At 28.7% G+C, this 22589-nt stretch carries 27 protein-coding genes; 12 read left to right on the forward strand and 15 right to left on the reverse strand.

From position 1 onward, the window contains the following. Positions 1 to 41: 41 nt before the first annotated feature. From CLCT_RS04405 to mnmH, 7 genes are read left to right on the forward strand one after another with little or no spacing between them, the layout of a single operon-like run. Positions 42 to 986, forward strand: a complete 945-nt coding sequence (locus tag CLCT_RS04405; RefSeq protein ID WP_149062380.1) for an NAD(P)-binding domain-containing protein — start codon at positions 42 to 44, stop codon at positions 984 to 986. Further along, the gene (locus CLCT_RS04410) at positions 980 to 1672 is read left to right on the forward strand and encodes a tRNA1(Val) (adenine(37)-N6)-methyltransferase (RefSeq protein ID WP_039668472.1); all 693 of its coding nucleotides are present in this window, start codon (positions 980 to 982) and stop codon (positions 1670 to 1672) included. Before CLCT_RS04405 ends, CLCT_RS04410 begins: the two co-directional genes overlap by 7 nt. Then, a complete protein-coding gene (locus tag CLCT_RS04415) occupies positions 1662 to 2033 on the forward strand; it encodes a YkgJ family cysteine cluster protein (RefSeq protein WP_149062381.1) in 372 nt (123 codons plus the stop codon). The genes CLCT_RS04410 and CLCT_RS04415 overlap by 11 nt, the downstream gene beginning before the upstream one ends. After that, a complete protein-coding gene (locus CLCT_RS04420) occupies positions 2009 to 3244 on the forward strand; it encodes a tetratricopeptide repeat protein (RefSeq protein ID WP_149062382.1) in 1236 nt (411 codons plus the stop codon). Before CLCT_RS04415 ends, CLCT_RS04420 begins: the two co-directional genes overlap by 25 nt. Continuing rightward, positions 3229 to 3831 carry a beta/alpha barrel domain-containing protein gene (locus CLCT_RS04425; RefSeq protein ID WP_149062383.1) on the forward strand — a complete coding sequence of 201 codons (603 nt, stop codon included), beginning with the start codon at positions 3229 to 3231 and terminating at the stop codon, positions 3829 to 3831. The genes CLCT_RS04420 and CLCT_RS04425 overlap by 16 nt, the downstream gene beginning before the upstream one ends. Then, the gene (locus CLCT_RS04430; RefSeq protein WP_149062384.1) at positions 3831 to 4319 is read left to right on the forward strand and encodes an HIT family protein; all 489 of its coding nucleotides are present in this window, start codon (positions 3831 to 3833) and stop codon (positions 4317 to 4319) included. Before CLCT_RS04425 ends, CLCT_RS04430 begins: the two co-directional genes overlap by 1 nt. After that, positions 4312 to 5295, forward strand: a complete 984-nt coding sequence (gene mnmH, locus CLCT_RS04435; RefSeq protein ID WP_149062385.1) for a tRNA 2-selenouridine(34) synthase MnmH — start codon at positions 4312 to 4314, stop codon at positions 5293 to 5295. The genes CLCT_RS04430 and mnmH overlap by 8 nt, the downstream gene beginning before the upstream one ends. On the opposite strand, the gene CLCT_RS04440 is transcribed toward mnmH, so the two are convergent. The 3 genes from CLCT_RS04440 to CLCT_RS04450 are packed head-to-tail and all read right to left on the reverse strand — an operon-like array spanning position 5290 to position 8721. Then, positions 5290 to 6810, reverse strand: a complete 1521-nt coding sequence (locus CLCT_RS04440; RefSeq protein WP_039668477.1) for an inorganic phosphate transporter — start codon at positions 6808 to 6810, stop codon at positions 5290 to 5292. The genes mnmH and CLCT_RS04440 overlap by 6 nt on opposite strands. A 46-nt stretch (positions 6811 to 6856) precedes the next feature. Further along, complete coding sequence (gene pdxA, locus CLCT_RS04445) at positions 6857 to 7957, reverse strand: 4-hydroxythreonine-4-phosphate dehydrogenase (RefSeq protein WP_149062386.1); 1101 nt, start codon at positions 7955 to 7957, stop codon at positions 6857 to 6859. Then, positions 7954 to 8721, reverse strand: a complete 768-nt coding sequence (locus tag CLCT_RS04450; RefSeq protein ID WP_149062387.1) for a pyridoxine 5'-phosphate synthase — start codon at positions 8719 to 8721, stop codon at positions 7954 to 7956. Before CLCT_RS04450 ends, pdxA begins: the two co-directional genes overlap by 4 nt. Positions 8722 to 8776: 55 nt before the next feature. Between CLCT_RS04450 and CLCT_RS04455 the strand changes: the two genes are divergently transcribed. The 3 genes from CLCT_RS04455 to CLCT_RS04465 are packed head-to-tail and all read left to right on the forward strand — an operon-like array spanning position 8777 to position 10840. Further along, a complete protein-coding gene (locus CLCT_RS04455; protein WP_149062388.1) occupies positions 8777 to 9736 on the forward strand; it encodes a Ppx/GppA phosphatase family protein in 960 nt (319 codons plus the stop codon). Between the two features lie 10 nt (positions 9737 to 9746). Continuing rightward, entirely contained in the window at positions 9747 to 10190 is a 444-nt protein-coding gene (locus CLCT_RS04460; protein WP_039668481.1) for a GatB/YqeY domain-containing protein, read from the forward strand. Then, positions 10187 to 10840 carry a DNA/RNA non-specific endonuclease gene (locus CLCT_RS04465; protein ID WP_149062389.1) on the forward strand — a complete coding sequence of 218 codons (654 nt, stop codon included), beginning with the start codon at positions 10187 to 10189 and terminating at the stop codon, positions 10838 to 10840. The genes CLCT_RS04460 and CLCT_RS04465 overlap by 4 nt, the downstream gene beginning before the upstream one ends. 29 nt (positions 10841 to 10869) lie before the next feature. Here CLCT_RS04465 and dnaK read toward each other — a convergent pair whose 3' ends face one another. From dnaK to CLCT_RS04480, 3 genes are read right to left on the reverse strand one after another with little or no spacing between them, the layout of a single operon-like run. After that, complete coding sequence (gene dnaK, locus CLCT_RS04470) at positions 10870 to 12732, reverse strand: molecular chaperone DnaK (RefSeq protein WP_114640400.1); 1863 nt, start codon at positions 12730 to 12732, stop codon at positions 10870 to 10872. A 22-nt stretch (positions 12733 to 12754) separates the two neighbouring features. Continuing rightward, positions 12755 to 13264 (reverse strand): nucleotide exchange factor GrpE, encoded by a 510-nt coding sequence (grpE, locus tag CLCT_RS04475; RefSeq protein WP_039668484.1) that lies wholly within the window; start codon positions 13262 to 13264, stop codon positions 12755 to 12757. Next, the gene (locus tag CLCT_RS04480) at positions 13261 to 14043 is read right to left on the reverse strand and encodes an HrcA family transcriptional regulator (protein WP_149062390.1); all 783 of its coding nucleotides are present in this window, start codon (positions 14041 to 14043) and stop codon (positions 13261 to 13263) included. Before CLCT_RS04480 ends, grpE begins: the two co-directional genes overlap by 4 nt. A 239-nt stretch (positions 14044 to 14282) precedes the next feature. Between CLCT_RS04480 and CLCT_RS07780 the strand changes: the two genes are divergently transcribed. Further along, the gene (locus CLCT_RS07780) at positions 14283 to 14414 is read left to right on the forward strand and encodes a hypothetical protein (protein WP_256374638.1); all 132 of its coding nucleotides are present in this window, start codon (positions 14283 to 14285) and stop codon (positions 14412 to 14414) included. Here CLCT_RS07780 and CLCT_RS04485 read toward each other — a convergent pair. The 5 genes from CLCT_RS04485 to CLCT_RS04505 are packed head-to-tail and all read right to left on the reverse strand — an operon-like array spanning position 14403 to position 18867. Beyond that, positions 14403 to 15032, reverse strand: coding sequence for a hypothetical protein (locus CLCT_RS04485; RefSeq protein WP_149062391.1), 630 nt, complete (start codon positions 15030 to 15032; stop codon positions 14403 to 14405). The two genes, CLCT_RS07780 and CLCT_RS04485, sit on opposite strands and share 12 nt — an antisense overlap. After that, positions 15029 to 15265 carry a hypothetical protein gene (locus CLCT_RS04490; protein ID WP_039668487.1) on the reverse strand — a complete coding sequence of 79 codons (237 nt, stop codon included), beginning with the start codon at positions 15263 to 15265 and terminating at the stop codon, positions 15029 to 15031. Before CLCT_RS04490 ends, CLCT_RS04485 begins: the two co-directional genes overlap by 4 nt. Next, complete coding sequence (locus CLCT_RS04495) at positions 15249 to 16301, reverse strand: DHH family phosphoesterase (RefSeq protein ID WP_149062392.1); 1053 nt, start codon at positions 16299 to 16301, stop codon at positions 15249 to 15251. The genes CLCT_RS04490 and CLCT_RS04495 overlap by 17 nt, the downstream gene beginning before the upstream one ends. 9 nt (positions 16302 to 16310) lie before the next feature. After that, positions 16311 to 18470, reverse strand: coding sequence for a flagellar biosynthesis protein FlhA (flhA, locus tag CLCT_RS04500; RefSeq protein WP_039668489.1), 2160 nt, complete (start codon positions 18468 to 18470; stop codon positions 16311 to 16313). Next, positions 18463 to 18867 (reverse strand): Rrf2 family transcriptional regulator, encoded by a 405-nt coding sequence (locus tag CLCT_RS04505; protein ID WP_039668490.1) that lies wholly within the window; start codon positions 18865 to 18867, stop codon positions 18463 to 18465. The genes flhA and CLCT_RS04505 overlap by 8 nt, the downstream gene beginning before the upstream one ends. Before the next feature lie 176 nt (positions 18868 to 19043). Here CLCT_RS04505 and rpsO point away from each other — a divergent pair, with 176 nt between their 5' ends. Then, on the forward strand, positions 19044 to 19316 hold the full coding sequence (rpsO, locus tag CLCT_RS04510) for a 30S ribosomal protein S15 (RefSeq protein WP_012661650.1): 273 nt from the start codon (positions 19044 to 19046) through the stop codon (positions 19314 to 19316). Between the two features lie 188 nt (positions 19317 to 19504). Here rpsO and CLCT_RS04515 read toward each other — a convergent pair whose 3' ends face one another. From CLCT_RS04515 to CLCT_RS04530, 4 genes are read right to left on the reverse strand one after another with little or no spacing between them, the layout of a single operon-like run. After that, positions 19505 to 20398, reverse strand: a complete 894-nt coding sequence (locus CLCT_RS04515; protein WP_149062393.1) for an RsmB/NOP family class I SAM-dependent RNA methyltransferase — start codon at positions 20396 to 20398, stop codon at positions 19505 to 19507. Continuing rightward, on the reverse strand, positions 20385 to 20771 hold the full coding sequence (gene ruvX / locus CLCT_RS04520) for a Holliday junction resolvase RuvX (RefSeq protein WP_149062394.1): 387 nt from the start codon (positions 20769 to 20771) through the stop codon (positions 20385 to 20387). The genes CLCT_RS04515 and ruvX overlap by 14 nt, the downstream gene beginning before the upstream one ends. After that, complete coding sequence (locus CLCT_RS04525) at positions 20768 to 21535, reverse strand: DNA-processing protein DprA (protein WP_149062395.1); 768 nt, start codon at positions 21533 to 21535, stop codon at positions 20768 to 20770. The genes ruvX and CLCT_RS04525 overlap by 4 nt, the downstream gene beginning before the upstream one ends. Beyond that, on the reverse strand, positions 21522 to 22580 hold the full coding sequence (locus CLCT_RS04530) for a divergent polysaccharide deacetylase family protein (RefSeq protein WP_039669064.1): 1059 nt from the start codon (positions 22578 to 22580) through the stop codon (positions 21522 to 21524). The genes CLCT_RS04525 and CLCT_RS04530 overlap by 14 nt, the downstream gene beginning before the upstream one ends. Positions 22581 to 22589: the final 9 nt, after the last annotated feature.

The following is a 22589-nucleotide window of genomic DNA, read 5'->3' on the forward strand; positions in this document are numbered from 1 at the left end:
TTTGATACATTTATACATTAAAAATATTAAAAAGGGAAATAATGAAAATTTTTGATATGGTAGTTATTGGTGCTGGCCCTGCAGGTATTGCAGCTGGAGTAGAAGCTAAAATAAAAAATAAAGAAGTTATTGTTTTAGAAAAAGCTGATGCAATTTGTCAAACCTTAGTAAAATTTTACAAAGAAGGTAAAAGAGTAGACAAAGCTTATAAAGGTTGTGATAGCACAAATTACGGGCATATAAATTTTGAAGATGGAACTAGAGAAAGCACAATAGAAATTTTCCAAAATGCTATCAAAGAGTATAATCTTGAAGTAAAGCTTTCTAGTGAAGTTGAAAGTGTTAAAAAAGATGGAGAAAATTTCATCGTTAGCACTGCAAATGAAAATTATATTTGCAAAAATGCGGTTATTGCTATAGGTAGAATGGGTAAACCAAATAAACCAAGCTATACTTTACCTATAACTTTAACAAAAATCATCAATTTTAATGCAAATTCAGCAAGCCAAGGTGAAAAAATCTTAGTTGTAGGTGGTGGAAATTCAGCAGCAGAATACGCTATAGATTTAGCTAAAAATAATGATGTGACACTTTGCTATAGAAGAGAAACTTTCTCAAGATTAAACGATATTAATCTTAGTGATATTCAAAAAGCTTTTGAACAAGGCAGTGTAAAAGCAAAACTTGGCATAGATATAATTAGTATTGAAGATGAAAGCGGTAAAGCTAAAGTAAATTTCACTAACGACACAAATGAAATTTATGATCGTATTATTTATGCTATTGGTGGTTCAACTCCACTTGATTTCTTACAAAAATGCTCTATAGAAGTTGATGAAAAAGGCGTACCAAGCTTTGATGAAAATAAAGAAAGCAATGTAAAAGGATTATTCGTAGCAGGTGATATAGCGAGTAAAAACGGAGCTTCTATTGTAGTGGGTTTAAATGATTCGTTTAAAATCTGCGATCATCTTTATAAATGCTAAAACTCTTTCAATATTTAAAAGGCTATCGCTATAATAACGATAGTCTTTTACTTTTTGACTTTTTATCTAAATATAATTTAAAAGGTAATATCCTTGATATAGGATGTGGTTGTGGAATTTTAGGACTTTTGATAAAGCAAAAATTTCCAAATTCAAATGTTTATCTACTAGATATCCAAGAGCGAAATATCAAACTAAGTTATAAAAATGCCAAAGAAAATAAACTTGAAATTCAAGGCATTTGTGAAGACTTTTTAAACTATAAAAGTGATATAAAATTTGATTTTTTGATCTCCAATCCTCCATTTTATAAAAAAAATACACAAAAAAGCCAAGATTTGCATTTATGCATATCAAGATATCAAGAATTTATGCCACTTGAGAAGATGTTTGCTAAAATAAATACTTTAATCAAGCCAAATGGTAGTTTTTTTATGTGCTATGAGGCAAGCTTTTTAGATGAAATTTGTGCTTATTTAAAACAATTTAAATTAAAACTAGTTTCGCTTCAATGTGTTCATACCAATATACAAACTAACGCAAGACTTGTTTTAATGCATATTAAAAAAAATAGCAAAAGTCCTTGTGTAATAGTACCTACACTTTTTATGTATGAAAATGATGTTTTAAATCCAAAAATTAGTGAAATTTATGAAAATACAGGAACTATAAGCTATGATGTGTGAAAAAGGTTTTGATTATTCTTTTGATGAAAGTGCTTGTGAAAAATGTGGCGGGAAGTGTTGCACTGGAGAAAGTGGGTATATCTATGCTAGCAAAGAAGAATTAGAAGCTATTGCTAGTTTTTTAAATTTAAGCTTTGAAGCCTTTAAAGAACAATATCTCATCAAAGTTGGGTTTAAATATAGCTTTAAAGAAGCAAAGTATGAAAATGGCTATCGTTGTATTTTTTTTGATACAATGCATAAAAAATGTTTAATTTACAAGCATAGACCAAAACAATGTAGAACTTTTCCATTTTGGGAGTATTTTAAAACATACAAAGAGGAGTTAAAAAAAGAATGTATAGGGGTTTGCTTTCACTAATTATAGTTTTTATCCTAACAAGCCTTGCTTTAGCTAAAGGTGAAGATGAAATCCTACAAGCACTTATTTATGAAGAGCATGGACAATTTCAAAAAGCATGTGATATTTACACAAATTTATTTCATGAAAATAACGAAAGTATTTACTTGCAAAAGGCTTTATTTTTAGCTTTAAGTGCTAATTTAAAACAAAAAAATGAACTTTTAAAAGCTTCTAAAGATTTTTTAGAACACACAGCTATTGCAAGATTAAATGCTTTATATTTTTTTGAAATAGGAGACTATAAACAAGCTGAAGCTATACTTTATAAACTCATTAAAGAAGAACAAGATTATAGAAATTATGAAATATTAGGTGATATTTTTACCAAAAAAGCTTTATACACTAAAGCTTTAGAGCAATATAATCTTGCTTATAAGCTTTTTGAACATGAAAATTTATTACTTAAAATAGTTGAAATTAATATCAAAAATAAAAATATCAACCAAGCTAAAAAGGCCTTAGAAGAATTTGTAAAAAGTTCACAATGCACCCTTAAAACATGCACCCTACTTTTAAAAATTTATCAAGAACAAAAAAATCACAAAGCAAGTATTCAAACCCTTGAAAAGCTATATAAACTCAACAATGATATTAAATACATCTACGCTATGATAGAATTACTAGTACAAGAAAAAAACTATACTCAGGCTCTAAATTTAACCCAAAAATACAACATAGATCCTGATACTAAAATTTTCTTATATACACAAACAAAAGATTATAAAAAAGCTTACGAAATAGCCTTAAAACACTATGAACTTAGTAAAGATAAAAAATATCTTTCTATGGCAGGCGTTTTGGAATTTGAAATTCATATGGATCCTAAAAGTAAAAAAGTCACGGACCCAAAAATTCTAGCTTCTATTATGAAAAAATTTGAGCAAAGCGTAGATATACGCAGTGATGCTTTATATCAAAACTACTATGGTTATGCCTTGATTGAGTATGATATTGATATAGCCAAAGGTATAGAGCTAGTAGGCTGGGCGCTTGAACAAGAACCACAAAATCTTTATTATCTTGACTCTTTGGCTTGGGGGTATTATAAACTTAAAGATTGTAAAAAGGCTTATGAAATTTTGCAAAAAACATTGCATGATAAAGAATTTTCAAGCTCAGATGAAAGTAAAGAGCATTTAAAGGCCATTGAAAAATGTTTAAAACAATAGATTTAAAAAATCATTTTTCAAAAACACAAAAAATTCTTGAAAGTAAAAAAGAAATTTTTCCTTATGATATGCTAGGTAGAAGCCTAGCCTCTAATGCCTTTTATCCTAAAGATATTTATACGCTTTTACTTGAAAAAAAACTTTCGCATTTTTTATATTCTGAAGATTTAAATTTTAATCATGGAAATTTTGATGCCATCATCTTGCCAACAAGCCCTTTACTTAATCAAGATATACAAAATTTAAGCCTTTTTAGGCGTTATCATGAAAAACCTATTGTGCAGTTTGATTTTATTTTTGATGAATATCAAATTTTAGAAAGCTTAGTATATGGGGCTGATGCGTTTATTGTATTTCCTAAAATGCTAAAAACCATGCAACTAAAAAAACTTTATAATTTTGCAATACATCTTGGCTTAGAAGCCATTTTTTACCTTGAAAGCAAAAATGATCTTAATAATGCTATTTTGGCAGGAGCTAGAATTTTTTTATTAGAAGATGAAAAGCTATTACCTTTGATACCAAAAAATAAAGCTCTTATAAGTAAAAATATTAAAAATCTACATGCTTGCATAAAGGAGAGTTGATGGAGTATTTATATGCACCTTGGAGGGATGTTTATTTTAACAATAAAGATAAAAATTTTTGCCCTTTTTGTCATTGTAAGCATGAACTTAATAAAGATGAAAAACTTGGGGTAATTTTTAGAGCTAAAGAATGCTTTGGCATTATGAATAAGTTCCCTTATAGTCCGGGTCATTTTATGATTATTCCTTATGAGCATTTAGAAAATATAGAAGATTTAAGTGATGATACATGGCTAGAAATTAGCCATTTTGTGCGTATTGGAGTTAAAATTTTAAAAGAGAACTTTCATGCTAAAGGTGTTAATATAGGTATGAATTTAGGCAGTGCAGCAGGAGCTGGCATAGCACCACATTGTCATTATCATTTAATCCCAAGATGGCAAGGCGATACAAATTTTATCACTACCATAGGACAAACTAGAGTTTGTGGGAGTGATTTAAAAAAAGTTTATACAACCTTATGCAAAGCTTTTAAAGACTATGTATAAAGAAGTTGATTTTGAAAATTTTTTAAAATTTAATTTTGATCTTTTAATTGATGCAAGAAGTCCCAAAGAATACAAACTTGCTCATATAAAATCTGCGCAAAATTACTACGCACTTAATGATAATGAATTTGAAGAAATAGGCACACTTTATAAGAAAAACAAGGGCTTAGCTAAAGCAAAAGGTGCAAGTTATATTTGCGAAAATATGAGTAAGCATATTAATAAAATTTATCAAAATTATAAAATAGGCTCTTTGGTGGGAACTTATTGCGCAAGAGGTGGTAAAAGATCAAAAGCTATTGCTTTAATCTTAGCTGAACTTGGTTATAGGGTTGTAAGATTAGAGGGTGGATATAAAGCCTATAGAAGTTATGTGAGTGAGTTTTTTACTAAAGATTTAAATATTGAGTTTTTATGTCTTTGTGGTAATACAGCAAGTGGCAAAAGTGATTTAATCCAAACTTTGGATAATGCTTTAAATTTAGAAAAACTTGCTAATCATCAAGGATCAAGTTTTGGTAAAATTTATGGAGAACAACCAAGCCAAAAAGCTTTTGAAGATGAATTGTTTTATTTTTTAAAAGATTATACCCATAAAACTTGTTTTATAGAAGCTGAAAGCAGGCAGATTGGAAATTTAACTATCCCGCTAAATTTATACAATAGCATGCAAAAAGCTAAGAAAATTTGGTGTGAATGTGACACGAATTTACGTGTTCAAAGAGTTTTGAAAAACTATGCTCCAATGGATAAAAAAGTATTTTATCAATGTGTTGAAAAAATATCACCTTATATCAGCAAGGATTTTAAACTAAGACTTTGTCAAAATTATGAAGAAAACAATTTAGAACTTTGTGTAAAAATGCTTTTTGAATATTATGATAAAGTATATAAAAAACCTACAAAAATTGATTATTTTATCGATAGCTCTAATTTAGATGAAGCTAAAGAATATCTTATGAGTTTAAACTCATAAGATTGTATTTGCAAAGATAATAAAAATAATACTTGAAAGAATTCCAGCAACTGGTAAAGTAATCACCCATGCTAAACCAATAGGTTTCATCATAGCCCATTTAGCATCTTTATTAAATACTCCTATACCTAAAACTGCACCAATTAAAATATGGGTTGAGCTAACTGGAATTCCAAGTTGAGTAGCTAAAAGTATAACAATACTTGCGCCAAGTTCAGCACTAAAACCTGTTGTTGGTTTAATTTCAGCAAGTTTTGAACCCACAGTTTGAATGACTTCTTTACCTAAAAACCAAAGCCCAATAACTAAAGCTATACCAAACATAAGCATTACAGCAAAAGGTACTGGTGAGCTAGGATTAATGGTATCATTTTTAAGCACATCTAAAATTGCAGCAAATGGTCCAAGAGCATTAGCTATATCATTAGCTCCATGTGAAAAAGCAAAACTTGAAGCAGTAAAAATTTGAAACCACGAAAAAATCTTTTCTATGGTTTTATTAACCTGAGTTTTTTTCATCAATCTCACAACTGCTAAAGTAACAATATAAGCAAAAATAGAAATAATCGAAACTATCCATAAATTTTGCATTACATCTAAAGTAGAAACATTATTTAAACCCTTAAATAAAAACATAGAAGCAATAGTCAATGCGCCTACACCTGCTATTAAAGGAACGTGAAATTTCATTCTTGAAAAAACATCTATATTTTTTTCTTTTTCTTTTAGCTCTTTGATTTTTAACTTGTATTCACTTCTTTTTTCATCATCATCTAAAACAATAGCACTAAGTTCTTTGATTTGCTCTTCTTGGCTTTTGTTTTTTAAATTTTTAAAATATTCTTCTTTAAATGCTTTTTTTTCTTTTTTGATTTCTTTTACTACAAGAGTTATTTCTTCTGATGGTTTTAGGATTTTTTTATAAATATAAGCATAAATTAAATACGCCACAAGCCCACCAAGCAAAGGTGAAATAACCCAACTCATAGCTATTTTATAAATACCATTCCAATTTACCATAGATAATGCTTGATCTTGATCAAAAAATACAAACCCCATAGCAATACTTGAACCTACAATACCTCCTATAATACTATGAGTAGTAGAAACTGGAAGTCCTTTTTTGGTCGCCACAAAAAGCCAAATTCCTGAACTTAATAAAGCTGAGAGCATTACACATACAAACACCATAGGATTAACCCCATCAGGTAAAACCACTATACCACTTCTTATAGTATTTGTTACTTCTCCTCCTGCAAACACAGCTCCGCTTAATTCAAATACTGCTGCAATAATCAAAGCTTGTTTTATGGTAACAGTTTTAGCCCCCACGCTAGTGCCAAATGAATTTGCTACATCATTACCACCAACATTAAAGGCCATGAAAATACCAAATATACTAGCAAGGATAAATAATATCATGGAATTATTAGGAATATAATTATATCCCCAGACAAAAAAACATAAAACACTCACAATAAAAATAAAAAATGCAATAGCATTATCTTTACTCAAGTATTCTCCTTAAGAATTTATTTTAATGAATTAATTTTAGTAACTTTTACTTAGTTTTTTCTTTGATCTTTAAAAATTGCAAAGCAGATTTCACTGCTTGCATATAACTTTGTAAATTAATTTTTTCATTTTTATAAGCCCTATCATAAGCTGTACCATGATCAACGCTAGTACGAATTATAGGTAAATTTAAACTCACATTAATACTTTTTTCAAAATACAAAGCCTTCAAAGGCGCTAAACCTACATCATGATACATACTCACCAAATACTTGCATTTACTTAACGCAAAAGGAGTAAAAGCACTATCGGCCACTAAAGGCTCACTTAAATAAATATTTTCCTTATAAGAAAATTCTTTTTCTTTTTGACTTAAAAAATCTTCATTTTCTAAATTTTGCAAATTTAATGCATAATCTTTTAAAAATACATTTGCCATTCTTATAGCTTTTTTTATCTCTCTCTCTTCTTCTCCACCTATTACACCATTATCACTTGCATGAGGGTTAAAACTTAAAACACCGATTTTATCAAATAAAGTACATTGATAAAAATTAATTAAAAATTGTGCAAGTTTGAAAGCTTTAATCTCTTTAAAAACATCTCTTAAAGCCATATGCTCAGTATATAAAGCCACAAAAAGCTCATCACACCCTAACATCATAATAGCATCTTGTCTGAAAAAATCTCTTAGCGCATCAGTATGACCTTTATAGCTCACTCCCCCCATTTGCCAAGTCTTTTTATTAATCGGTAAAGTTACCAAAGCATCTAAAAATAAATGCGTGCAATAACTAGCTCCTTCAAAACTTAAAAAAGAATAAATCCCACTTTTAGCGTCTAAATTTGCAGGATTTAACTCAAAATCAAAATCAATAATTTTACTAGCTTGATATGAAAACTCATAAATTAAAAAATTTTCTTTTTCTTCTTTAAAGATAAATTGTGGTTTTGGAGCATTAGAAATTTCAACTAAATTGATTTTAGATTTAGGATTTATTTTCAAAAGTTTATTTGCTTTTTGAAATAATTCATAATGCACAAAATAATAAGGCTCGCAAATTTTTACTAACTCATCATGACAAGCTAATAAAATTTGCATACCTATACCATTTAAATCCCCTATACTTATAGCAATTTTTTTCATCTTTTAATTAAAGCTTTCATTTGCAATATAGCTTTTTCTAAGCCTACAAAAACCGATCTTGCTACTATACTTTGGCCTATATTTAACTCTTCTATTTCTAAAATATCTACGATATTTTTTACATTTTTATAATTAAGTCCATGTCCAGCTGCTACTCTTAAATTTAAACTCTTAGCTAAACTTGCACTTTGTCTTAATCTTTGGAGTTCATTTTCCAAAAGCTTTTTGAGTTCATTTTTACTTAAAATTAATTCAGGCAATGCATAAGAAGTTTGATTGATATTGGTATATAATGCATTATAAATATTAGCATACAAGCCTGTATGAAGCTCTATAAAATCAGCATTTAAAGAAGATGATTTTTTGATATCTTCTAAATTTGGATCAATAAATAAAGAAACTTCGATTTGCTCTTGCTTTAAAGCATTAATAACTTCTTGTAGTTTTTCATTGTCTAAATTTAAACCACCTTCTGTTGTGAGTTCTTGTCTTTTTTCAGGTACTAAAGTAACGCGTGAGGGTTTGTATTTTAAAGCATATTCTATCATATCAATAGAGCATTCTAAATTCACTATACATTTGCAATATTTTAAGATATTTTCTAAATCAAACTCATTAGCATGGCGACGATCTTCTCTTACATGGATAGTGATTTGATCAGCTAAATTTGCACTCAAAAACGCAACTTCAAGCAAATCAGGATCATTTACTTTTCTAGCTTCTCTTAAAACTGCTATATGATCGATATTAACCCCTAAAAGCATAAGTTTTCCTTATAAGTTTTTTGCTATTATACTTTAATTTTTTTAAGGAGAGCTGGTGCTAGGTATTGATATGGGTTCAAATACATTAAGAGCTGTTTTAATGGATGAGAATTTTAATAAATTAAAAAGCGAAGAATTTATCATAGGGGCAGCTAAAAATATGCAAAATGACACCATTAGCGATGAAGCCGTAGAAAGAATTTTTAACGCTTTAAAAATATTAAAAGAAAAAAATTATAACTTAAGTCAAGCCGAAGCAGTTGCCACAGCTGCTTTTAGAAAAGCAAAAAATACTGAGTTTATTTTTGAAAAAATTCAAAAAGAATTTAAACTTGATGTAAAATTAATCGATGCAAAAACCGAAGCAAAATTAAGCATTTTAGGTATGCAAGAGCGTCTTAAATCTCTTAAGCTTTTTAGAAAAGACTTAAACTACTGTGATTTAGGTGGTGCTTCTTGTGAAATTTCAAATGATAAGTTTAGCAAAAGTTATGATTTTGGAATTATTAGTTTTTATGAAAGAATGTATTTTAAAGCTATAAAACCAAGTGCTTATGTAAGATTTTTTAAAAAATACCCACAAAATCTTGCACGTATTAAAGATGAAAAATTAAAAATTCATCTAAGCCCCTATCCTGCGCATCTAAAACAACTTGTCTTAAAAGCTTTTAATCTTAGTAAAGATATAAAATTAAAAGGAAATTTTTTCATATTAAATTCAGGAGTACCTACTACACTTTGTGCTTATAAACAAAACATAAAATACAAAGATTATCTAGAAGAAAGTGTAAATGGCAAAATACTCAAACGCAAAGATTTTTTTGATTTTGCATTAAAAATTTGGAATTTAGAACAAGAAAAAGCTAAAATTTATCTTGGAGAAAATAGAAAAAAATACCTCATAGCAGGCTCAATGATACTTTTTGCTTTATTTAATAAGCAAAAGCTCATTGTGATTGATGATGGTGTTAGAGAGGGTGTGTGTATAGCACATTTTAAAAATATCAAATTTTAAAGGAGAAAAAATGGGTTTAAAAGATCAAATTTTAGAAGATATTAAAGAAGCTATGCGTAATAAAGATGATTTTAAAAGAAACACTTTAAGAACACTTAATGCTAGCTTTAAACAAATAGAAGTTGATGAAAGAATCACACTTAATGATGAAAGAATATATAAAATCATTGCAAGTGAGATTAAAAAAAGAAACGAAGCAGCTTTAGCTTTTTCTAAAGGCTCTAGAGAAGATTTAGCACAAAAAGAACTCCAAGAAGTAGCTATTTTAAGTGCTTATTTACCAAAACAACTTAGCGATGAGGAATTAAAAAGTGAGCTAGAAAAACTTATAGAAAAATTACAAATTAACTCTTTAAAAGAACAAGGTATTTTGATGAAAGAAGCTAAAATATTTTTTGGCGCAAGCGTTGATGGTAAAAGACTTAATGAAATGGTAAGAAAGCTTTTAGCATGAAAAAAGTTTTAACACTTTGCGCCTTAGCTTTAAGCTCTTTTGCTTATACTCAATATGAATTACACCCTAGCTTTAAAGCTTATTTTAAAGACTGCTCTTTATTGATGGATAAATATTATTATATTAATTGTTATGATTATAATTATAAAGGTACTAAGGCAATTGCTTATAAATTAGAAGCTAAAATTTTAAATCAAGGACATATCAAAAAACGCCCAAGATTTCAAGAAGATACAAATTTACCTAAAAAATACAGAACTTATTGGGAGGATTATCTAAGAAGTGGTTACACAAGAGGGCATGTCGTACCAAATCAATCCATGAATGCAACCCCACAAGCCCAACTTAGCACTTTTTTAATGAGCAACATAACTCCGCAAAAAAAAGATATTAATGCAGAAATTTGGAATGAAATTGAACAAAGAGAAAGATATTTAGCAAAGAAAAATAAAGAATTAGAAGTCTTGAATTTAGTACTTTATGATGATAAGCCAAAACGCATTAAAAATAACATAGCCATTCCTAGTTTTTATGTCAAAATTCTTAAGGCTAAAAATTTCAGTGAATGCTATAAAGTACCAAATAACGATAATTTTGCAAGATTTGATAGAAATTATTTTAAGGAAGATTGTAAAAAATATATTGATTAAACTAGAAGCATAAGGCTTCTAGTTTAATTTTACTCAACTTCAGCATCGATTACATCATCGTCTTTTTTCTTTTGGGCGTTTGGTTCTTCTTTTTTGTACATATTTTCTGCTAATTTATGAGAAACTTCACTTAAAGCTTTCATTTTGCCTTCAATTTCTTCTTTAGAAGCATTTGCATTTTTCAATGTTTCTTTTAATTCATCTAAAGCTTTTTGAATATTTGCTTTATCATCATCACCTACTTTATCTCCAAGTTCACTTAAAGATTTTTCTACTTGATGCACTAAACTATCAGCAGCATTTCTAGCTTCTACTGCTTCTTTGCGTTTTCTATCTTCTTCTTTGTGAAGCTCCGCATCTTTTACCATGTTATTGATTTCTTCTTCACTTAGTCCGCTTGAACCTGTGATTTTAATCTCTTGAGCTTTACCTGTAGCTTTATCTTTTGCACTAACTGTTAAAATACCATTTGCATCAATATCAAAAGTTACTTCAATTTGTGGCATACCGCGAGGCGCTGGCGGAATTCCTTCAAGATTGAAATTTCCTAAAGATTTATTATCACGGCTAAATTCTCTCTCACCTTGTAAAACATTGATAGTAACTGCACTTTGATTATCTTCAGCAGTTGAGAAAACTTGCTCTTTTTTAGTTGGTATAGTTGTACCTTTTTCAATGATTTTAGTCATCACCCCACCTAAAGTTTCAATACCTAAAGAAAGCGGAGTAACATCAAGTAATAATACATCTTTAACATCACCTTTAATAACCGCACCTTGAATCGCTGCGCCAATTGCAACAACCTCATCAGGATTTACTGATTTATTAAGCTCTTTACCAAAAGCTTTTTTAACTTCTTCTTGTACTAGTGGAACACGAGTAGAACCACCCACCATAACAATTTCTTTTACTTCGCTTTTATCAAGCCCTGCATCTTTTACTACTTCGTTAATCTTACTAATAGTTTCAGCAACTAAACCATCAATCATACTTTCAAATTTAGCTCTTGTTAGAGTTTTAGTTAAGTGTTTTGGACCACTTGCATCAGCTGTAATAAATGGTAAATTAATATTAGTTTCATTAGCTGAACTTAATTCTTTTTTAGCATTTTCAGCCGCTTCTTTTAATCTTTGTAAAGCCATTACATCGTTTTTAAGATCAATACCTGTTTCATCTTTAAACTCATTTGCTAAAAAGTCGATTAATTTATTATCAAAATCATCACCACCTAAAAACGCATTACCACCAGTTGCTAAAACTTCTACAACATTATCACCTGTTTCAAGCACAGTAACATCAAATGTACCACCACCTAAATCATAAACTACAATTTTTTCACTTTCTTTTTTATCAAGTCCATACGCTAAAGCTGCTGCTGTTGGCTCGTTTATAATTCTTAATACATTCAATCCTGCAATTTGTCCTGCTTCTTTTGTAGCTTTTCTTTGTGCATCATTAAAATACGCTGGAACAGTAATAACCGCATCTTCTACTTTTTCACCCAAGAAAGCCTCTGCATCTTCTTTTAATTTCATCAAAACTTTTGCTGAAATTTCTTGTGGAGTATAAATTTTACCTGCTATTTCAATCGCACAAGCTCCATTTCTTTCTGTGATATGATAAGGCAAGCGATTTTTAGCTTCTTTTGCTGCCTCTTCATTGATCATTAAACCCATAATTCTTTTTATAGAATAAATAGTTTTTTCAGGATTAGTAACCGCTTGACGCTTAGCGCTATCTCCAACTAAAACTTCACCTTTATCTGTAAAAGCAACTACTGAAGGAGTAGTATTTTTACCTTCTTTATTTGGGATAACTTTACTCTCACCTCTTTCATACACACTCACACAAGAATTTGTTGTACCTAAATCTATACCTATAACTTTTGCCATTTTTTATCCTTTTTATTAAATTTTATTTTGCAACACTAACTTTTGCTGACCTAATCACTCTATCATTCATCATATAGCCCTTTTGTAAAAGCTGAACAATATGATTACTTTCATGATCAGCGCTTTCAACATGAAACATTGCTTCATGTAAATTTGGATCAAACTCACCATTTGCTTCTATTGCTTTAACCATATGCTTTTCAAGTTTTTTCAAAAGCAAATCTAAAGTGTTTTGAACCCCTTCTTTGATTTTTAAACTTAATTCATCATTGGCTTCTACATTAATAGCCGCCTCTAATGCATCAACTACATCAAGCAAATCTTTAGCAAAACTTTCATTTGCATAAATTGTTGCTGCAATTTTTTCTTTTTCCATTCTTTTTTTGATATTTTCAAATTCAGCATTTGCTCTTAAATAAGTATCTTTTAACTCATTATACTCTACTTGAAGTTTTTCTAATTCATTGTTTTGACTCTCTGAATTTTCCACTGCTTCTTCTTGCATTTGCTCATTTTGCTTTTCTTCGCTCACGCAGCCTCCTTTATAATATTTAACATTGTTTTAAAATCAGAATACACACTACCAGCAAAAACCACATTAGATTCTTTGCCCAAAAATGTACTCTTAAGCTTTAACCCCATAAAACCCTCTTCAAACAAAGGATCAAATTGCAATTTATCATTAAAATAAAATCCAATTTGAGGAGATAAAAGCTTAGCAAATTCATCATTTTGATAAATTTGATAAACTTTACTCTCATTATATCTATAATAAACCATAGCCTCTTTTAACATAGCAATTTTCTCTAACAATTCTTTAAACTCAACTCTAAAAGCTAATTTTTCAATATTTTTTAGATCAAGTCCTATAAGTCTTTGCAAGAAAATCAAACTATCTTGACTAAATCTTAAAACCAACTCATTTTTCCCAAAATCAAGTATAATAAATTTATCATTAACCTTGGTAATATCTTGTAAAATAAGCTCATCGCCACCATAAACTAAGGTATAAATTTCAAACTTATCAAGTAAAAACTCTAACAAAGCAAGATCGTTAATCACAATCTCATCTTCACAAATTTGCTCATACCAATAAGCCTTCATAGCAGTAAAAGTTGGTATACGACCACTGCTAATGTGAAGTTGTGTTAATACACCTTCATCACTTAATTTTTTAAAATAAACTCTTATAGTAGAAGCGGGTATGCTAACTTTATGATTTAACTCGTTAGAACCCACAGGATTATTACCCTCTAAATAGGTCTCAATGATGGTTTTTAAAATTAAATCTTTTTTACTATAAGACTTCACTACAAAACCTTAGTTTTTTAATTTAGCACTCAATGTTTTTAAGTGACAAAATAATTATACAACTTTAGTATAATAATGTCAAGTTATTTTTAAATAAAAATATTTAAAATAATTTAGTCTATATAACTAAAGTTTATTTATCCATTTATATATAATATATAAAAATTTATTTTTCAGTTTTTTTAAAAGAAAAGATAATATAATTGCGTCTAGCAATATTTTTTAAAAGGTTTATAATAATGAAAAATCTTACTTTAAGAGAAAAGCAAGATCTTGAAGCTTATGTATTTTCTAATATAGAAAGAAAAAAAATGGCTTTGAGTAGAATTTTAAAATTATATTATTTAAGATTTTTTAGATTAGTTTTTTAATTTATATTTTCTCATACTCTCTTTTGCGAAGGATAAATCTTTAAAATCAGGAGATGAGATTAACTCCATACAAGTTTTATCCAAATTTTCCATTCCACTTACTTGCATACTAGCTTGTAAATTTTCATCTAAATATAAATCAAAAATTACACAAGCTTGGTTATTAACCTTGTAAAGAATTTTTCCACCTTTTTTCTCATCTAGTTTATACGCTTGTAATTTATCGTTTTTACTCATTTTCTTAATTTCATTTGCAAAAGATTGATGTAAGGTATAATAAATCATAAAATCGCGCATAATATTTTTAATATCAGCAATTTCTTTTCTTAGTTTTGATAAATCTTTAGCATATAAACTTATAAATTGCGTATTTAAGTATTCATTTAGACTTTTTTCGTTTAAATTTTCACACAATGGATAAATTTTAACCACGAAAGCATTATTTTTAGCAAGCACTATATCCACACAAGCTTGTTTGTTTTGTTTGTATTCTAAAAACAAAGCTTGACTTGAGTTTAAATTTAACGTGTTTTGCTTATTATAAGCAAAATCACTTAAATCTTCGTAGATATTTGCATAAGAAAAAATTCCTATAAAAAGCAATAATAAAATTTTCATTCAAATAAATCTTTATAATGATTTTTTAAGTACTCTACTACCTCTAAGATCTCATCAACTCCTTCTTTTTGAGTATTTTGGCAAACTTCATCAATACAATCAATATAAATTTCAATTGCTTTTTCTAATTTTGATCTTTTTACCCCAGCAAATAACAGCATTGCTTCTAAAACTATGCTTAATTCATATTGTAAATTTTCTATTTCTTCTTTAAAATCATGATTTGTTTTCATTATTTTCCTTTAATTCTTTGCTTTTAATCAAATCTACAAATTGTGCTTTTATAAAATCATAATTAGAGCTATCTTTATATGTGGCAAACAATCCACCACTAGCATTTTTATGCCCTCCTCCATTGACCAAGCTTTTAGCCATCAAACTCACATCAATTTTATTATTTGCTCTAAAACTCAAGGTTTTTCTTGAGCTAAGATCAACGAAAAAATCAAAATCAGGATTTTGCATTAAAAAATCATTTCCAATTACAGAAGTATTGCCTATATTTGAAGTTAATAAACCTTTACTTCCTTTATAAAATACACTAAAATTTTCTTTATTTACACTTAGTCTTTCTACTACGAATTTAGAAATTAAATTGCTTAAGGTGTCATCATTTTCTTTTTTGAAAAAAGATTTTTTTAAACCATGTAAATCATCATCTAAATTAATATGAGCATTTTTTTGATGAATGTATTTTCTACAAACATCAAAAAGATAAAAAAGATATTTGATATTTTCTTGTGCAAACATTACTCTATTGATTTCTTTTGCGCCAGAAACCATACCAAGCAGTACTTTTCCAAGTTCAAAGTTCTCATCTTCACTCAACCAAATATCTACTGCATTCACCACATCTACAAATTCTGACAAGGCTTTATTTTCACCACAACATTTACTAAAAAAATCATAAACAATCTTAGTAGCACATCTTTTATCATCTAAAAAATACCAAGGATATTTTTGCATACATTCTAAGCCACTTTGATGATGATCTAAAAGTAAAAGTTTGATTTTTTTACCTTGTATGGCTTTTTGAAAATCTTCACATTGACTTAAAGTTAAATTTAAATCCGTGATTAAAATCACAAATTCTTCATTAGGATTTTGCTTTAAATCTTCCTCTATATTTTTAAAAATCACATTAAAATTTTCATTAATCTCTTTACCATAATTAGAATTATAAAAATAACAATTCTTAAAATAAAAATCTAGCACATACTGACAAGCATAGCCATCTAAATCCGTATGTGAAAGATGATAAATTTTCATATTTTTCCTTTATAAATTATCAACTTTTATGATACCTTCTGTTTCAAATTTAGTATTTTCTGCAATCTCAGCAAAACTTAAAACTGTAATATTAATACCAAAATTAGAACAAATATCAGCAATAAATTTTCTAAGTTGTGGTTCAACACAAAGTAAGAAAGGTTTAATTCTTGTATTTGCCACACTTGCAAGTTCAGCCTTTAAAGCCTCCACCAAAGCGCCAGTTTGAGCTACATTTATCATTAAATGATACGAACCATCTTTAAACTGCACATGCTCCATTAATTTTGCAGCCGCAGCAGCATCAAAAATATAAAAGCTAATTTGTCCTTTTTCATCCACATATAAATTTGTGATTGCTCTTGCTAAAGAAGCCCTTACATGCTCAATAATCATATCCAAACTCTTACTTACTTCAGCTATATCACTAATTGATTCTAAAATTGTAAGCATATCTTTAATAGGAATATGCTCTTTAAGTAAAGCTTTTAAAACCTTTTGAATTAAACCTATACTAGCAACTCTTAAACAATCATCTACCACGATAGGATAATCATTTTTGATTTTATCCAATAAATTTTGAACCTCTTGTTTAGTTAAAAGCTCTGAAGCATTAGCTTTTATAAGCTCACTCATATGGGTTGAAATCACACTTGCTGGATCAATTACAATATAACCATTTAGCGTTGCCTCATCTTTTAAAGATGATTCTATCCACAAAGCATCAGAATTAAAGGCAGGTTCTTTAGTAGCTATACCTTCGATAGGTTCGGTAATAAAACCACTATCCATAGCTAAATATTTATCAGGATAAATTTCAGCGCTAGCTATACCCACGCCTTTGAGCTTAAAAGTGTATTCATTAGGTTTTAATTGCAAATTATCTCTAATTCTAATTTTTGGCATTAAAAAGCCTAAACTTTGAGCTATATTACGTCTTGTTGATCTAATACGCTCTGTTAATTCGCTTTCTGCTAACTTAATAAGCCCATAGCCTAATTCTAATTCTAAAATTTCTAATTTTAAAATATCTGTGATTTTGTTTTCTTCTTCTTTTAAAATTTCTTCCTCACTACGTTTTTGTGGTTTAGCTTGCTCTTGTTCATCAGCTTCTTGGGATTTTTTAGCCGACATTGTATTGATTTGAATTTTACCTTCTTGTACTTGTTTTATCATATAACCAAGACCCAAAAATACCAAAGCCATAAAGCCCAAAGAAAAGTGCGGTAAACCAGGTACTAAAGCAAAAATAAATAAAACAAAACCTACAATTAATAGTGTTTTGTATTCTCCTAAAAGCTGATTAATAGAACCTTCAGCAAAATTATCCTCATCTTTGCTAGCACGCGTGATGATGATTGCAGTTGCTGTTGAAGTTATAAGCCCAGGAATTTGAGAAACAAGTCCATCACCTATTGTTAATATAGTATAAGTTGAAGCACATTCTCCAAGCTCCATATCATGCTGAAAATAACCTATCATAAAACCACCAATTAAATTTACAATGGTGATAATAATCCCAGCAACAGCATCCCCTTTTATAAATTTAGAAGAACCATCCATTGCTCCATAAAAATTTGCCTCAGCTATAATTTCTTGGCGTCTTGCGCGTGCAGTTTTTTCATCAATCAAACCTGCATTTAAATCCGCATCAATAGCCATTTGTTTACCTGGCATTGCATCAAGGGTAAATCTTGCTTGAACCTCAGAAACCCTTGTGCTACCTTTGGTTACAACCATAAAATTAATCAAAACCAAAATACAAAAAACAACCATACCTATAACATAATTACCACCAACAACAAATTCACCAAAACTTGCCACTATATCACTAACAGCAGCTGGACCTTGATGACCCTCACTTAAAATCATACGCGTTGTAGCAATATTAAGCGAAAGTCTAAAAAGTGTGATGATCAAAATCAATGTTGGAAAAGTTGTTAAATCCGTAGGCTTTGGTATATACAAAGAAATTAAAATAATTAAAACCGAAATGGCAATACTTAAAGCAAGAAAAAAGTCTAAAACTATACTTGGTAAAGGCACTATAATAATTGCTAAAATTGCAATAATTACGGCTACTATGGTTAAACTTTTTGCCTTTAAAATAGGTGCAACAAGCGGAGCAACCCAAGGCAATACTAAGCTAAAAATATCTCTTTTAGCCATTATTTTGAATAATATCCTCTAAAGTAATAGAAACTAAAAAATCATCGATTTTATTTTGAAGTTTCACTAAAACTGGCATAATTTTACAATTATCCTCTTTTTGAGAAGGACAAATTCCATTACTACATTCAAAAACATTAATAGATTTTTTCTCTACACTATTAATAATTTCTTTTAAAGTGTATTCACTTGGCTGCTTAATAAGCACAAAACCGCCCTTAGCTCCCTTGTAAGACTTCAAAAGTGCATCTTTAGCAAGAGCTTGTAAAATTTTTGCTAAAAAACTTTTAGGTATATCTAAGACATTTGACATAGTATCTACATCTTGCGGTTCTTGGGATTTTGCTATATGAATTAAAGACAATAAAGCATATTCGCTAGCTTTGGTAAATAACATTTGTTCCTTTCAAATTATAAATATAATATATTACTTGGTTATTAATAAAAATTTTTATTATATCAAAAATAAGTATCGATAAATATTAAAATTCATTTTTTTTAAATTTCAGCATTCTTTTTGGTTTTTTAGTTATAATTGCACTTTTTATTTTAATACCGCTCAGGAGGTCTATTATGGCTTTAGATTCGGCTAAAAAAGCAGAAATAGTTGCAAAATTTGCTAGAAAAGAAGGAGATACAGGTTCTCCAGAAGTTCAAATCGCACTTTTAAGCGCAAGAATTTCAGATTTAACAGAACATTTAAAAATCTACAAAAAAGATTTTTCTTCTCGTTTAGGTCTTTTAAAGCTTGTTGGTCAAAGAAAAAGACTTTTATCTTATCTAAAAAGAAAAGATTATCAAGCTTATTCTAAATTAATTAGCGAATTAAACTTAAGAGATAAATAAGCCTCGTGCTTATTTATCTTTATACATTTTTTATTGCATTTATTTGCTACTACTTTAATTTAAGTTTTCAAAATTTCATCGTTTTATTCACAAGAGTTTCACAGTGTGAATTTACATTCTAAGCGCCTAAAAATAGCACTTTAAGTTTTAAACTAAAAAATATTTTTCACATTTAATTTTATTGATTTTTAATATTTTTTCACTTTTGCTATAAAAAAACCATCTGCATAGTCATCTGGCAAAACTCTTTTAGCAAACGATAAATCAAATTCATCACTCTTTGCGCATATAAAATCAACCTTGGTTAAATCAAAATCAAGCAATTCTAATTTAAAATTTTCGTTTCTTAATGCATTTTCTAAAACCGCTTCGTTTTCTTCTCTTAAAAATGTACAAGTGCTATATACTAATTCTCCGCCATGTTTTAAAGCTAATAATGCTGAATGTAAAAGCTTTTTTTGTAAATTTGTAATTTGCTTAATTTCTTTTGTGTTTTTTTGGATTTCAAAACCCATTTTTGCAAAAGTTGAGCAAGGTGCATCAAGTAAAATTTTATCAAATTTCAAAGGACAAGTCTTGCCTATTATGCGTGCGTCTTTTAGGAAACATTTTGCAATTTTAACTTGATAATTTTCCATGGTTTTTTTCAAGGTAAAAAAACGTGCTTTAGATAATTCACAACTTGCTAAATAACCCTCATTTTGCATAAAATTAGCTAAATTTAAACTTTTTCCACCAGGAGCTGCACACATATCTAATATACTCTCACCAGCTTTAACACCCAAAGTTTTAGCGCATAAATATGAAGAATAATTTTGTATATAAAACTTACCCTCATTAAAAGCTTTCATTGAGCTTAGTTTGCTTTTGAAGATACTTGGAACTTTATAGCAATATAGATCAATTTTTTCAAATTCTATATTTTCATTATTTAAAATTTCTTCCAATTCATCATTATCAATAAGCAAGGAATTTCTAAAAATATTAATATATTTTTCTTGATTAAAACTTTGAAGGATTTGTTCTTTTTGCTCTTTTGTATAAATTTCATCTAAAGCTGTATTTAAATCAAGTAAGGCCATAAAAATCCTTTAAAAACAAATACGCAGCTAAAGAATCAAGTTTGCCATCTTTTTTCTTTAAATTCACCATGCCAAGTTCTTGTGCATTTTTAGAACTAAAACTCTCATCAACAAAAAAAACTTCTTTATCAAAATCAAGTAAAGATATGAAATGTTCTATCCTTTTTCGCATTTCATCTTCGCTAGATCCACCCAAAGGAATTCCTACTACTAAAGTATTTACATCATACTCTTTGATGTACTTTTTTACCTCATTTGCTGCTTGATTACGGTTTTTTCTAATAATAGCTTCAAGTGGCATAGCTATACTTTTATTAACACACAAAGCAACACCAATACGCTTTAAGCCTATATCTAATGCTAAAGTTTTCATAAGCAAGCTCTTATTTTCACTCCAGATATTTCTACCAAACCCTCAAGTTCATACTCATAAACTCTATCGCCAAATTTTTTTAAAACTTTTTCTAAATCGTCTTCATGTTTTAAAAAACTTAATAAATCATCTTCACTTTGCTCATAATGAAGCTCTCCAAACATTTTTGCAAATTCATCAAAATCATGAATTAAATTTGCCTTTTTTGTAGCTAAAAGCAAATTTGTTCCATCACTTTCATTTTTCCTATGAGGTAATACATATATAGGTTTATTCATACCTAAAGCAAGTCTTGCGCTTTGCATAGAACCACTTTTTAAATCAGCTTGAGCTATTATAACAACCTCACTTAAAGCAATAATAAGCCTATTTCTTAATAAAAAATCGTAGGGCTTTGCCTTGTAATTTCCTTCATTTTCACTTAAAGCTAAAGCATTTTCATAAATATTTAAAATTTCATTTGTGTTTGCTTTTGGATAAATCTCATCAAGCCCATTAGCAAATATAGCTATGGTTTGAGGGTAAGCTATTTTAGCTGCTTGGATATCAACCCCCAAAGCCCCGCCACTTACCACACAAACATTAGTTTTTTTTAACAAAGTCACCAGTTCAACAAGACAATTTTTGGTATAAACACTCATTTTTCTAGAACCTATAACAGCTACTTTTCTAGCATTTAAAAGCTCTAAATTACCCTTATAATAAATCTTTGAAGGCGGATTTAAAAGATTTTTAAAATCCTCAATATTTTCAATAAATTTCATTTAAATACACAAGCTCAACTGAATTTAACAATTCTTTACTTTGCACCAAAGCTTTAAAAGTCTTTTCTCTTGGATGACCAATAGCAATAGCAAAACCTTTCTTTTTTGCCTCTTCTACTGCTTGTTTGAGTTGATTTTTAATATATGTTATATTATCTTCATTATCCAAAAAAACATCTCTAGCTATATAAGATTGATTAAACTGATTTGCTAAATTTTTAGCTTTAGATTTTCCTATGGTTCTTGAATCAACAAAAATAAAATCGTTTTGTTTAAAAGCACTAAATAATTTTTCCATAGCCTGCTTATTTGCAGTAAATAAACTTCCTGTGTGGTTGTTAATAAATTTTGCTCTTGGAAATTGTTCTTTTACAAAAGCTACACGCTTGCTTATTTTTTGCATATCATCACTAGGATGTAAAGTATTTAATTCTGCCTTGTCGTATTTTATAGCAGCAAGGGGCAAATGCACCATAAAAAAGTCAAAATCCTTTGCGAACTCAGCTGTATAAGGATGATGTTTATCAGGTGGAAAAAAAGATGGGATTAATTTTAAATTTGTTTTTTTAAGCATATCTACATGAGTGTGACTTGCCATATCATCTATAATAATTGCTAGACGAGGTTTGGTATTTTTTTGCACTAGGATTTGAGTTTTATTATCCTCGTTTTTATCTGATATATTTTGCTCTTCGTTGTTTAATTCTTTGCTTGCATTTTGATCTATTACTTCTAAAATTAAAGTTTGATTATCTTCTTTAGTTTGATTTAACTCTGTATTTACAGGGTTTAAATTTAAAATTTCACTAATATTTTTATCTAAAAATTCTAATTTTTCATTTTCTAAAGTCAAATTTATATCATTAAAACTAAAATTACTTTCTTGCTCTATTGTAGGTGACAATGGTTCTTTTTTAATTATAGTTTGATTGAAATCTAAAACTTTATTTTCTTCTTTTTTTAAAAACAAAGCTCCAAATGCAAAAAGAAAAATTCCAAACACAACCAAACAAAGTGCCAAAAGCACTTTGTATTTTTTATTTATAGTTTTCAA

The sequence above is a fragment of the Campylobacter lari subsp. concheus genome, from assembly GCF_008245025.1.
In the GTDB taxonomy this organism is placed as follows: Bacteria; Campylobacterota; Campylobacteria; order Campylobacterales; family Campylobacteraceae; genus Campylobacter_D; species Campylobacter_D concheus.

Excerpts from the sequence above, each read along its gene's own strand:
- CLCT_RS04495 (WP_149062392.1), bottom strand. The coding sequence starts at position 16,301 with ATGAAAATTTATCATCTTTCACATACGGATTTAGATGGCTATGCTTGT.
- CLCT_RS04505 (WP_039668490.1), bottom strand. The coding sequence starts at position 18,867 with ATGTTATTTACCAAAGCTAGCGAATATGCTTTATTGTCTTTAATTCAT.
- CLCT_RS04525 (WP_149062395.1), bottom strand. The coding sequence starts at position 21,535 with ATGAAATTTATTGAAAATATTGAGGATTTTAAAAATCTTTTAAATCCG.
- CLCT_RS04485 (WP_149062391.1), bottom strand. The coding sequence starts at position 15,032 with ATGAAAATTTTATTATTGCTTTTTATAGGAATTTTTTCTTATGCAAAT.
- CLCT_RS04410 (WP_039668472.1), top strand. The coding sequence starts at position 980 with ATGCTAAAACTCTTTCAATATTTAAAAGGCTATCGCTATAATAACGAT.
- CLCT_RS04515 (WP_149062393.1), bottom strand. The coding sequence starts at position 20,398 with ATGGCCTTACTTGATTTAAATACAGCTTTAGATGAAATTTATACAAAA.
- CLCT_RS04450 (WP_149062387.1), bottom strand. The coding sequence starts at position 8,721 with ATGCTTTTAGGGGTTAATATCGATCATATAGCAGTTTTAAGAGAAGCT.
- CLCT_RS04490 (WP_039668487.1), bottom strand. The coding sequence starts at position 15,265 with ATGAAAACAAATCATGATTTTAAAGAAGAAATAGAAAATTTACAATAT.
- CLCT_RS07780 (WP_256374638.1), top strand. The coding sequence starts at position 14,283 with ATGAAAAATCTTACTTTAAGAGAAAAGCAAGATCTTGAAGCTTATGTA.
- pdxA (WP_149062386.1), bottom strand. The coding sequence starts at position 7,957 with ATGAAAAAAATTGCTATAAGTATAGGGGATTTAAATGGTATAGGTATG.
- mnmH (WP_149062385.1), top strand. The coding sequence starts at position 4,312 with ATGTATAAAGAAGTTGATTTTGAAAATTTTTTAAAATTTAATTTTGAT.
- flhA (WP_039668489.1), bottom strand. The coding sequence starts at position 18,470 with ATGGCTAAAAGAGATATTTTTAGCTTAGTATTGCCTTGGGTTGCTCCG.
- dnaK (WP_114640400.1), bottom strand. The coding sequence starts at position 12,732 with ATGGCAAAAGTTATAGGTATAGATTTAGGTACAACAAATTCTTGTGTG.
- CLCT_RS04420 (WP_149062382.1), top strand. The coding sequence starts at position 2,009 with ATGTATAGGGGTTTGCTTTCACTAATTATAGTTTTTATCCTAACAAGC.
- CLCT_RS04430 (WP_149062384.1), top strand. The coding sequence starts at position 3,831 with ATGGAGTATTTATATGCACCTTGGAGGGATGTTTATTTTAACAATAAA.
- CLCT_RS04405 (WP_149062380.1), top strand. The coding sequence starts at position 42 with ATGAAAATTTTTGATATGGTAGTTATTGGTGCTGGCCCTGCAGGTATT.
- CLCT_RS04460 (WP_039668481.1), top strand. The coding sequence starts at position 9,747 with ATGGGTTTAAAAGATCAAATTTTAGAAGATATTAAAGAAGCTATGCGT.
- CLCT_RS04415 (WP_149062381.1), top strand. The coding sequence starts at position 1,662 with ATGATGTGTGAAAAAGGTTTTGATTATTCTTTTGATGAAAGTGCTTGT.
- CLCT_RS04425 (WP_149062383.1), top strand. The coding sequence starts at position 3,229 with ATGTTTAAAACAATAGATTTAAAAAATCATTTTTCAAAAACACAAAAA.
- ruvX (WP_149062394.1), bottom strand. The coding sequence starts at position 20,771 with ATGAAAACTTTAGCATTAGATATAGGCTTAAAGCGTATTGGTGTTGCT.
- rpsO (WP_012661650.1), top strand. The coding sequence starts at position 19,044 with ATGGCTTTAGATTCGGCTAAAAAAGCAGAAATAGTTGCAAAATTTGCT.
- CLCT_RS04465 (WP_149062389.1), top strand. The coding sequence starts at position 10,187 with ATGAAAAAAGTTTTAACACTTTGCGCCTTAGCTTTAAGCTCTTTTGCT.